The organism is Gorillibacterium massiliense, from assembly GCF_000455485.1.
GTDB classification, from domain to species: Bacteria; Bacillota; Bacilli; order Paenibacillales; family NBRC-103111; genus Gorillibacterium; species Gorillibacterium massiliense.
In genome coordinates this window covers 1-10,255 of the sequence record NZ_CBQR020000138.1, presented here as the reverse complement: position 1 = coordinate 10,255, position 10,255 = coordinate 1, and the positions used below count along the sequence as shown (strand labels likewise).

General features: G+C 50.4%; 9 protein-coding genes and 8 tRNA genes. 1 reads left to right on the top strand and 16 read right to left on the bottom strand.

The genetic code is table 11. From position 1 onward, the window contains the following. The 8 genes from TJ79_RS17875 to TJ79_RS17840 form a co-directional block, all read right to left on the bottom strand. A partial coding sequence (locus TJ79_RS17875; protein WP_040951709.1) for an ATP phosphoribosyltransferase regulatory subunit occupies positions 1–808 on the bottom strand: 808 nt, incomplete at its 3' end. Positions 809–935: 127 nt separating this feature from the next. Then, a complete protein-coding gene (locus TJ79_RS17870) occupies positions 936–1,463 on the bottom strand; it encodes an acyltransferase (protein WP_040951708.1) in 528 nt (175 codons plus the stop codon). A 3-nt stretch (positions 1,464–1,466) separates the two neighbouring features. Next, complete coding sequence (gene ppaX, locus TJ79_RS17865; RefSeq protein ID WP_040951707.1) at positions 1,467–2,117, bottom strand: pyrophosphatase PpaX; 651 nt, start codon at positions 2,115–2,117, stop codon at positions 1,467–1,469. Continuing rightward, complete coding sequence (lgt, locus tag TJ79_RS17860; protein ID WP_052339718.1) at positions 2,110–3,063, bottom strand: prolipoprotein diacylglyceryl transferase; 954 nt, start codon at positions 3,061–3,063, stop codon at positions 2,110–2,112. Before lgt ends, ppaX begins: the two co-directional genes overlap by 8 nt. 24 nt (positions 3,064–3,087) lie before the next feature. Continuing rightward, positions 3,088–4,026 (bottom strand): HPr(Ser) kinase/phosphatase, encoded by a 939-nt coding sequence (hprK, locus tag TJ79_RS17855; protein WP_040951706.1) that lies wholly within the window; start codon positions 4,024–4,026, stop codon positions 3,088–3,090. 359 nt (positions 4,027–4,385) lie between these two features. Next, the gene (locus tag TJ79_RS17850) at positions 4,386–5,510 is read right to left on the bottom strand and encodes an ABC transporter ATP-binding protein (RefSeq protein WP_040951705.1); all 1,125 of its coding nucleotides are present in this window, start codon (positions 5,508–5,510) and stop codon (positions 4,386–4,388) included. 95 nt (positions 5,511–5,605) lie between these two features. After that, positions 5,606–6,712 carry a PucR family transcriptional regulator gene (locus TJ79_RS17845; protein WP_040951704.1) on the bottom strand — a complete coding sequence of 369 codons (1,107 nt, stop codon included), beginning with the start codon at positions 6,710–6,712 and terminating at the stop codon, positions 5,606–5,608. A gap of 115 nt (positions 6,713–6,827) precedes the next feature. Continuing rightward, entirely contained in the window at positions 6,828–7,451 is a 624-nt protein-coding gene (locus TJ79_RS17840; RefSeq protein WP_040951703.1) for a TetR/AcrR family transcriptional regulator, read from the bottom strand. Between the two features lie 149 nt (positions 7,452–7,600). On the opposite strand from TJ79_RS17840, the gene TJ79_RS17835 reads away from it, so the two are divergent. Then, a complete protein-coding gene (locus TJ79_RS17835) occupies positions 7,601–9,226 on the top strand; it encodes an MFS transporter (RefSeq protein ID WP_040951702.1) in 1,626 nt (541 codons plus the stop codon). 108 nt (positions 9,227–9,334) lie between these two features. On the opposite strand, the gene TJ79_RS17830 is transcribed toward TJ79_RS17835, so the two are convergent. The 8 genes from TJ79_RS17830 to TJ79_RS17795 form a co-directional block, all read right to left on the bottom strand. Continuing rightward, positions 9,335–9,407 (bottom strand) — tRNA-Lys (locus tag TJ79_RS17830). Positions 9,408–9,418: 11 nt separating this feature from the next. Continuing rightward, positions 9,419–9,504, bottom strand: a tRNA-Tyr gene (locus TJ79_RS17825). 13 nt (positions 9,505–9,517) lie between these two features. Next, positions 9,518–9,593, bottom strand: a tRNA-Phe gene (locus TJ79_RS17820). A 46-nt stretch (positions 9,594–9,639) separates the two neighbouring features. Continuing rightward, positions 9,640–9,716 (bottom strand) — tRNA-Asp (locus TJ79_RS17815). Between the two features lie 17 nt (positions 9,717–9,733). Further along, positions 9,734–9,809, bottom strand: a tRNA-Thr gene (locus TJ79_RS17810). Positions 9,810–9,813: 4 nt separating this feature from the next. Then, positions 9,814–9,889: transfer RNA gene (locus TJ79_RS17805), tRNA-Val, on the bottom strand. A 55-nt stretch (positions 9,890–9,944) separates the two neighbouring features. Continuing rightward, positions 9,945–10,021: transfer RNA gene (locus TJ79_RS17800), tRNA-Met, on the bottom strand. Between the two features lie 24 nt (positions 10,022–10,045). Continuing rightward, positions 10,046–10,137 (bottom strand) — tRNA-Ser (locus tag TJ79_RS17795). Positions 10,138–10,255 lie beyond the last annotated feature (118 nt).

Genomic DNA, 10,255 nt, shown 5'->3' with positions numbered 1-10,255 from the left:
TCATCGTCAGATCGATCATGATATGCTCGCTGACTCCGTATGCTTTCAATACGTCCATAACGCCGCAGAGATGATCGATGGCAGCCAGCGCCTTCTCATCCTTCGTCAGCTGCTGCGCCTGCCGGCACACCTCTTCGCCGCCGCGGAGACGCAGGATACCGTCCAGCTCTTGCCGCAGCTTTTCCGCAAGTCCCATGCCGTCCAAGGATCGGCGATAACCGACGTAGTTGCGGTTTTGCAGGCACTCTTTAAGAGAGGTTTGCTCCTCGTCCATCCCTGGCAAAGTTTCATTAAACAAGCCGTTTAAAAACCCGGCATGTCCGAGAGCGATTTTAAACGTCCCGATCCCCGCCGCTTGCAAACAGGCCACCGCGAGGGCGATCACTTCCGCGTCCGCATCAGGAGACGGGTCGCCGATTAGCTCAACACCGGTCTGGAAAAACTCAGACTCCTTCCCCGCTTCTTCCGCAAAAGCGCGAAACACATTGGAATGATAGGACAGCCGCAAAGGAAACGGCCGGTCCTTCAATAAAGAAGAAGCGATCCGGGCAATAGGCGCCGTCATTTCTGAGCGAAGCACCAAAGTCCGTCCGTTTTGATCCAGCAGTTTGAATAGCTTCTTATCGGATGTCGCGCTGGCTTCGCCAACGGTATCGTAAAATTCCATCGTCGGGGTAATCACCTGCTGATACCCCCAGCGGGCCATGCAATCCAGGGCGCTGAATTCGATCTCCCTGAGGCGGGAAACAGCCTCCGGCAAATAATCTTTAACGCCTGTCGGCTTTTCAAAGCCTTTTGGTTTTGACAAAACCGTCCACTCCTTTAGCTATGAGCTTTATGATAAAGAAAGGAATATTCTCGTTTGCAAAACGCTTTAGTGTGCTACCATACTACCAAACTAAAGCGAATATTTAGTTACTATAGCATGGAGCCCTTCATCCGTCAATCTCTGGGAAAGGGATTTTCGGATCGACTTCAGTCGTTCCAGGACGTATCAGTCTGAGCGGATTTCCCGCCACGAAGCTGCCCGGTGCCACATCCTTCGTCACCACCGAGCCCGCCCCGACTACAGCTCCGTCACCGATGGTCACCCCGGGTAGAACGGTTGTGTTGGCACCGATCATGACGTTTGCCCCGATCCGCACCTCCCCTAGCCTGTACTCGTTAATCAAGTATTCATGACAAAGAATCGTGGAGTTATACCCGATAATCGTATTGTCGCCGACATGGATCAATTCGGGAAAAAACACGTCCGGCATCGCCATCAGACCAAAGGAGACGGTTTTCCCGACCTTCATGCCCAATATATTGCGATAGATGGCATTCTTTAAACGCAAAGAAGGCGAATAGCGCGCAACCTGAATAAACAGGAAATTGCGCGTCGCCTTCCAAACGCTCACCGTCCGGTACACCTGCCATAAGGAGTTGGGACCGGAGGTGGGATAACGGGTTGTTTTCCGCACGGATCATCCCTCACCTAAACCAACGATTTCATATAAATCGCGCATGTCGTGCAGCATGTAGTGAGGCTCAAATCGCTTCAAATACTCTTCGCCCTTCAATGACCAGGCGACTCCGACCGCTTTAACGCCCGCAGCGTGAGCCGCCAGCATATCATATTGGCTGTCGCCCACCATCAGCGTACGTTCCGGATCGCTCCCCAAACGGCTTACCGCCAGCAGGATACCTTCCGGGTCCGGCTTGCCTGCCGAAACCTCGTCCGCCGTCACCACCGCGTCCATGTAGCCATCTAACTCGAACATTTTCAAGCCTCGGCGAGTGCTGAACTGCACTTTATTGGTAACAACACCCATCTTGATGCCGCTTTGCTGCAGCCGCTCCAGCACTTCCTTGACATAGGGGAAGCTGCGCACCATTTCATCGTGGATCCGCCCGTTGTATTCACGATACGCTTTTATCAGGTCCTCCACATCCGTTCTGCCTGTGAACGTTGACAGTTGCTCGGCCAAAGAGCTACCCATATGGGGGATGATGTGCTCCCGGGTGAAGGGCTGCTGGGGGGTATGCCCCTGTAAAATGTGAAGAAAAGTGGCGATAATCAATTCATTCGTATCTACAATCGTTCCGTCAAAATCAAACAATACTGTATCAATCATTCTCTGCAGCTACCTCGGTTGTATTTTTTTGTATTTTGGTACTGATAATCGGGTCGGAATACTTCTCCTTGGCATAACCCATTTTCCGCCGGATCACGATCAACGCGATAGCCCCGATGAAAGCAAAGATCGCCACCAGTTGGGAAGTGCGCACCGTTCCGTAAGACATGCTTCCGGCTTCTGCCTGCAGGAGCCCCTTCATCGGCGACCACAGCCATTGAATGAAGGAGTTAAGCCAATCCGGTCCGTTAAAGGCCAGACTGTCCGTCCGCAAGCCTTCGATGTAGAAACGGCCGATAGCATACCAAATGAAATAGCTCATAAACAGTTCTCCCGCCCGCAAAAACGGACGCCGTCTGAGCCAGAACAGGATCAAGATGCCGATCAAATTCCACAGCGATTCATAGAGAAAAGTGGGATGATAGTACACCCCGTCGATATTCATCTGGTTGACGATAAAAGATGGTAAATGCAGCGTATGCCGCAAAAAGCTCTCTGTCGTCGGTCCACCGTGGGCCTCTTGATTCATGAAATTGCCCCAACGGCCGATGATTTGCCCGGCGAGTAAGCTGGGCGCGCAAATGTCGGCGATACGCCAGAAGCTATAGCCCTTGGCGCGAATGTAGAAGAAAGCCCCTATGATGGCCCCTATCAAGGCGCCATAGATGGCAATGCCACCTTCCCACACCTTAAAGATGTTCCAAAGGTTGTTTTTATAGTCGTCCCATTGAAAAATGACATAGTACGCCCGGGCGCCAACCAAAGCGGAAGGCACACCGATCAATAGCAAGTCCATGAAAAAATCGGGAACAATCTTATAACGCTTGCCTTCCCATACCGCTAGCGCCAAACCTGCCAAAGCGCCAAGAGCAAGAATGATTCCGTACCATTTGACAGAGATCAAGTCTCCGATGGAAAAGGCAACACGGTTGAGTACAAGATCCATTTTCCTTCTCCTTTATATCTGATATCAATCCAAATCTTCCGGATCGTTTAACGTCTCGGTCAGCTTGTTTGTAAATTGCAGCGCCGCATTGTAACCCATCCGCTTCAGCCGGTGGTTCATCGCCGCCACTTCGATAATGACCGCCAAGTTTCGGCCCGGGCGCACCGGAATGGTCACCAGGGGAATATCCGTCTCGATGATCCGGGTCGTTTCTTCATCCAGACCAAGGCGATCGTATTGTTTATCTTGCTGCCAGGTTTCCAGCTTGGCTACCATGTTGATCTTTGTATCCCTGCGAACGGCGCCGGCGCCAAATAATGTCATCACGTTAATAATCCCGACACCGCGAATCTCTAGCAAATGCTCAATCAGCTCGGGCGGATTGCCGATCAGCACATTTTCCGCCGTTTGCCGAATCTCAACCGCATCGTCAGCTACCAGCCGGTGTCCCCGCTTGACCAGCTCCAGAGCGGTTTCACTTTTGCCGATGCCGCTGGAACCGGTAATGAGCAGCCCGATCCCATAAATATCTACCAACACGCCGTGAATCGTCGTCGAAGGCGCCATCATGCTTTCCAAGTAGTCGGTCATCTGCCCGATTAATTGCGTCGTCGGCATATTGCTGCGGATAATCGGCAGGTTGCGCGGAGCGGCAGCGTCCAACAGCTCCTCGGGTACGTCAAGGCTGCGGGTCACTACGACACAGGGTGTCGCATCATCATTGCACAAATGCTCCATCCGGTCGCGGCGTTCCTCATCGCTCAATGTCTGGAAAAACTCCAGCTCGGTACGGCCCAAAATCTGCACCCGTTCCTTCGGGTGATAATTGAAATAACCGGCCATTTCCAAGCCCGGCCTGTACATATCGGCAACGGTAATGCTCCGCTTCAACCCCTCATTGCCCTGGATAACCTCCATTTTAAAATGCCGAACAAGGTCAGAAACCTTTGCTTTTTTCTGCATCGCCATAGCTCCTTCTTTTACCAGTAGACACACATGCCGCTAGAGCGACGATCAGCGAATGTGTGAAAGTTCCGATCAGCCGCCTGAAAATAACCTTCCATTGCCAGGTTCATTCAGGATAGTTTCATCGTAATAGAATTGTCCCCGTAAATCAACTGAGACCGTATTGCTTAAGTCACATGCTCATCTAACTCTTTGCTTTGAAGATCACTTTTCCCGCCGCATTCATGACGACATTTTCCGCGTTGCCAGTCTATCTTTGTTTATCGGACTCAACCTTACCCATTTTTAGGAAAGATGCAAATCCCCTTAGCCAATAAAAAAGGCCAGCCGATTGGCTGACCTTTTGATTGTGTGTTTTAGCTATTGAACAATACGGATTCCGTGGTTTCTTTGTCGAAGAAGTGTACTTTGTTCATGTCAAAAGCAAGACGAACGTTAGTGCCTTCCTTCACACCGCTGCGGGAATCGATAGTGGCGATGGTGGTGTCATTGCCAAGACCATTCAAGAACAGGTTCATTTGGTGGCCCAGGTTTTCAACAACTTCGATATGGGCGTTTACGATGGAATTCGGCGAACCTTCCAGGAAAATCGGCTCATCGTGAACATCTTCAGGGCGAATGCCCATGATGACTTCTTTACCGGTATAGCCTTTGTCCTTCAGCACTTGAGCGCGGCCTTGAGGAAGCGCCACTTTCACGCCGTTTGCTTTGAAGATCAGAGTTCCGGCTTCTTCCGAAATAGCGCCGTTCAGGAAGTTCATCGTCGGCGATCCGATAAAGCCTGCAACGAACATGTTAACCGGATTGTTGTAGATTTCTTCCGGCGTATCGGCTTGTTGAATAATGCCTTTTTCCATAACGACGATGCGTTGACCCATGGTCATAGCTTCGATTTGGTCGTGGGTTACGTAGATGAAGGTAGTGCCAAGACGCTTGTGCAGCTTGCTGATTTCAGCACGCATTGCGCCACGCAGTTTGGCGTCCAAGTTGGAAAGCGGTTCGTCCATCAGGAACACTTGCGGTTCACGCACGATAGCGCGGCCCAGAGCAACACGTTGACGTTGACCACCGGACAGAGCCTTCGGCTTACGGTCGAGCAGGTGCTCGATGTCGAGGATCTTCGCTGCGTCGCGAACGCGAGCATCGATGTCGGCTTTCTTGAATTTACGAAGTTTCAAGCCAAATGCCATGTTTTGATAAACATTCATGTGAGGATACAGAGCGTAGGATTGGAATACCATCGCGATGTCACGGTCTTTAGGAGCTACATCGTTAACCAGACGGTCGCCAATGTACAATTCGCCTTCCGAAATTTCTTCAAGACCTGCGATCATACGAAGAGTTGTGGATTTACCGCAACCGGAAGCGCCGACCAATACGACGAATTCCTTGTCCTTGATATCTAAGTGGAAGTCTTTAACGGTTGCTTCCTCGTTACCCGCGTATTTCTTGACGATATGGTTTAAGCGAACGCCAGCCATGTATTTATTCCTCCCAAGAAAATGGTTTCAAATTCTGTACACTTATCATATCGCAATTAGTGATTATTGACTATGCACAATCCTTACAAAAAAAACTACTGCCTTTTCGTGACTTTATACAATAGAAGCGCAATCTTCACAAGCACCGCGTCGTTGAACAAACGTACGTCCAGCCCCGTTTCCTGCTTGAACTTATCCAGCCGGTACAGCAGCGTGTTGCGGTGGATGTAGAGCTTTTTCGCCGTCTCGCTCACATTGCACTCCAGCATGAAGAACGTTTCCAGCGTGGTTAGTATTTCCGCGTCCAATAAAGGATCGTTCCCTTTAAAAATCTGCCGGACAAAGACCAGCTTCATCGGATCCGGGATTTCATTCATGAGCTTTTCCAAGCGGAGTTCCCAAGGCAAATGGATATTTTTTCCCAAGTGGAAAGCCTTGCCGAGCATGATCGTCTCCCGCAGCCCAATAACCGTCGACAAAAGCGCCTTGGCGGGATTCATCGGATAATGCACAGCCAGGTGACACTCCCCGACCCATTCGTTGGAGAGCATCTCGTACAGTCCCTCGCAAATGGATGTCAGCGTATCCTCCAAACTTTCCTCGTTGCCGTCGTCGCGGTTGCCACCGAAGCTTTCCGATACGATATTTTCCGGTCCGAGAATAAGCCACTCCTTGTCCATAAGAGCGATCAAACTGATCTCCGCGTCAAAAAACGACTCCAGCAGCTTCTTCAGCTCCCGGTACGAAACGTTGTGGGTATTGGAAAACTCGCCGTATAAAAGGATGGGGATTCGCGTCTTGTAAAACGTCAGTTGCGAAGCTAGCGGTTCTGGAAGCTCCTCTTCGGTATGGCCCAGCTCCAACTGCCGCATGAACCAATCCCGGACAAGCTGGGCTTTGCGTTCCTCCTCGCCTACTGGGGAAGCCGTTTTGGCTTTGTCTCGCTGCCGGTAAACATCAAGAGTCAGAGCAACTAATTCCCGTTCGGCTTCCGACAGCTTTTTCCCGTCAAAAACGAAGGCGATAACTGAAGAACCCGAGGTTTCCAGCCAGTAGGCCGTTTCTCCCCCCATCTCACGAGCTGCAGAACGTTTGTTCAGCGGACCGGCCGTTTGCGTCCATTCGTCCGACGTTATTTTACGCATCGAAATTTTAACGCCCAAAATCGCTTCAAGCTGCTTTCTGATTTTCTCCCAATCCATGGAAAGCTCCTTTTATTCCATTCTCTTTCTATAATGATACCCCATGCATAGACGGAAAAGAAAGCCCGGCGGCAGTACGCCCGGAATTCGGCGTGCCCCTGGCTCATTTCGCTTTCTATTCTTCGCGGAACAAATAGACAGCTAGCATTTGGACCAGTTCTTTTTTTAATCGGTCGGCGCTTATGTTTCCCTCTTCGAAAACCATTTTATCTACCATAATATCCATGGTATTAAAAACAACGACGGACGCAGCCTCCAGATCGTCAACCTTCAGTTCATCCTTCCAACGCTTTAAGTAATACAATGTGGTCTGAAAAGCCTGTTCATGCACCCCGTCCATCAGTTTTTTTACCTCGGGTTCCGCGTAGTAGAGCACACCAAGCTCATTATGAAATTCCTTGTATACTTGATGGGCTGCAATCAAGCTTTCCACCAGCTTCACAAGGAAATCGGTTTTATTTCCGTTATGTAAATCGGCGTTTGCCAAATAACTTTCGACTTGCTCGTAAAACTCCCGCTGATACAGCACAAGCGCTTCGATAAAAACAGCCTTTTTATCCACAAAATAAGAATAAAAACTCCCCGTCGACACGCCCGCTGCCCGTGCGATCTCCTTAGAAGTGGTATTATGGTATCCCTTGTCGGAGAAAAGCCGCATCGCCGCCTGAAGAATGGCCTCTTTCGTGCGTATGCTGCGCTCCTGTTGGGGCGTCCTTGTTTTGTCTTCGCTACTCGTCATGTTCCCTTCTCCTCTCGCCTACGATTGTAAAGAAACCATATGGAAACGTCAATAAATGGAATTTGCTGTTGACAAATATGAACTTTGGTTCATATAATTTAAAACATGAACTTTAGTTCACATTCTAACGAATAGGAAGTGATTCCACAATGGAAAGCAAATGGAAGCGAACGTTGTCTTTTACAGCGATTGTTTTAGGATTTTTTATGGCACTGCTGGATGCCACCATTGTCAATATCACGCTTCCAGAGATGACCCGGTATTATGGGGGATCTGTAGGGGAGATCTCCTGGGTCGTGAACGGCTATAACTTGGCCTTTGCCGTGTTTATTCTTACCGCATCAAGGCTAGCCGATCAATTCGGCCGAAAAAAGGTGTTTATAGTCGGGCTGCTCCTTTTTACTGCAACCTCACTTTTTGCCGGCTTCGCCTCGAGCGTCCAATGGCTGATCGCTTTGCGAATTCTTCAAGGGCTGGCTGGCGCCATTATCGTTCCCACTACCATTCCCCTTACCACATCCATATTTCCGAAAGAAATGCACGGGGCCATCATCGGCATTTGGGGTGCCATATCCGGCTTAGCCGCCGCCAGCGGACCGACCTTGGGCGGGATTTTATCGGACAGTTTAAACTGGCATTGGATCTTCTTCATCAACGTACCCCTGGGGCTTATCAGCATCGTCCTCACACTACGGCTCATTCCTGAATCCTACGACCCCACCGTAGATAGAAGAATGGATTATGCCGGCATGGCCAGCATTACCGCAGCAATGTCTTGCCTCACATACGCTCTAATTAAAGCCTCCGATTACGGCTGGAGTTCCCGGCCCATCCTACTTCTGTTTGCAGGCGCTTTAATTGCTTTTCTCGCTTTTGTTGTGGCGGAGGTCAAAGGGAAGACACCGATGTTGCCCCTTGCCTTGCTAAAAATCAAAGTGTTTGATGCTGCTGTCGTCACCATGTTCATCGTCGGGATCGCCATCATGAGCATCTCTTTTCTCATGTCGTTCTTCCTCACCCGAGTCATGGGCATGAGCGAACTGCACGCAGGAGTCACCATCTCAACCATGTCCCTCGCATCCATGTTGACTTCCTCCAGCGCAGGACCTTTGTCCGCCAAGTATGGCAGCCGCTGGTTCGGCGCAGCTGGATTGGCTTTTATGATCCTATCCATCTATACGTTCAGTTCGTTATCCGCGGAATCCTCTCAACTGTCGATTATCCTGCGTCTCTGTCTGTCGGGGATCGGACTGGGCCTAACCATGTCCCCCGTCATTGCCTCCACCATCCGTAATGTACCGGAAGAAAAAGTCGGCATCTCATCGGGGATCGTCAATATGTCCCGAGCCCTTGGAAACGTGTTGGGTGTAGCCCTATTGGTTACCGTACTTAACACGCATATGACCTCTCAGTTGGATCAAGCAAAAGGTGAAACTAGCCGAATAATTGCGGCGGATGCCGCTCTTAGCCCTTCGGGGAAGGTAAAGCTGGCGGAGATGATTGGAAAAGAGCTGGTCGCCGCAACCGGTGGTTCCGCTGTAAACCAAGAGGCTAAGCCGCAGGATCAAGTTGCCATAGCAGCGGAAGGCGACTCTTCCGAGGCTTCCAAGGCTGACGATACAAACGAAATCAACCGGATCGCTCCTCAAATTAGAGAATCATTTCTCTCCGCAATGGAGCACGCTTTCCATTATACATTTCGCTTTGCCTGCATCCTCGTATTGGTCGGAATCCCCATTGCCTTGCTTAGCGACAAAAAAAAGGTTCTAACTTGATGAAGAGATGCCGCTTGGATACAAAAACAGCTGCCCGGAATTCGGGCAGCTTTCTTTTCGAGGTAAAAAAAATCGCCGAACCCTAACTCGTTCGACGACTTTTTTTGATGAGCCATGCAGGACTCGAACCTGCGACACCCTGATTAAAAGTCAGGTGCTCTACCAGCTGAGCTAATGGCTCATAATCTAAAATGGTGGAGGGCGATGGATTCGAACCACCGAACTCGTCAGAGAACAGATTTACAGTCTGCTGCGTTTGGCCACTTCGCTAGCCCTCCATATGAAGTTGAATGGTGGCTCGGGACGGAATCGAACCGCCGACACGAGGATTTTCAGTCCTCTGCTCTACCGACTGAGCTACCGAGCCATTTAGGCAAAAAAAAACAGGACATTTTGTCTAACATGAAGATTAGTGGCGGAGCCGACGGGATTCGAACCCGCGTTCTCCTGCGTGACAGGCAGGCATGTTAGGCCTCTACACCACGGCTCCGCGATATGATCTTCTTATGGTGCCGACGAAGGGACTCGAACCCCCGACCTGCGGTTTACGATACCGCTGCTCTACCAACTGAGCTACGTCGGCTAAATGGTGGAAGCTGAGGGGATCGAACCCCCGACCCTCTGCTTGTAAGGCAGATGCTCTCCCGGCTGAGCTAAGCTTCCAAATGAAACAATTTGAATCTTATCACATACAAGACATGCTAGCAATAAAGAAATATGGTAGCGGCGAAGGGGATCGAACCCCCGACCTTTCGGGTATGAACCGAACGCTCTAGCCAGCTGAGCTACACCGCCACATTGCTAAACGTTTCAGGAAACTGGCGGAGAGAGAGGGATTCGAACCCTCGCACCGCTTACGCAGTCTAACCCCTTAGCAGAGGGTCCCCTTATAGCCACTTGGGTATCTCTCCAAGCATTCCACTGAAAACGTATCAAGGCTTATGCCCTGAAAACCGGATGCGAAGCAATCGCGCTAGATCATCTGTTACCTGTGTTTGGCTTCCGAAGTGCACCTCTAAAGAGGTGCTG

Coding starts and splice junctions, on each gene's coding strand:
- ppaX (WP_040951707.1), bottom strand. CDS start 2,117: ATGATTGATACAGTATTGTTTGATTTTGACGGAACGATTGTAGATACG.
- lgt (WP_052339718.1), bottom strand. CDS start 3,063: ATGGATCTTGTACTCAACCGTGTTGCCTTTTCCATCGGAGACTTGATC.
- TJ79_RS17850 (WP_040951705.1), bottom strand. CDS start 5,510: ATGGCTGGCGTTCGCTTAAACCATATCGTCAAGAAATACGCGGGTAAC.
- TJ79_RS17835 (WP_040951702.1), top strand. CDS start 7,601: ATGGAAAGCAAATGGAAGCGAACGTTGTCTTTTACAGCGATTGTTTTA.
- TJ79_RS17845 (WP_040951704.1), bottom strand. CDS start 6,712: ATGGATTGGGAGAAAATCAGAAAGCAGCTTGAAGCGATTTTGGGCGTT.
- TJ79_RS17840 (WP_040951703.1), bottom strand. CDS start 7,451: ATGACGAGTAGCGAAGACAAAACAAGGACGCCCCAACAGGAGCGCAGC.
- hprK (WP_040951706.1), bottom strand. CDS start 4,026: ATGCAGAAAAAAGCAAAGGTTTCTGACCTTGTTCGGCATTTTAAAATG.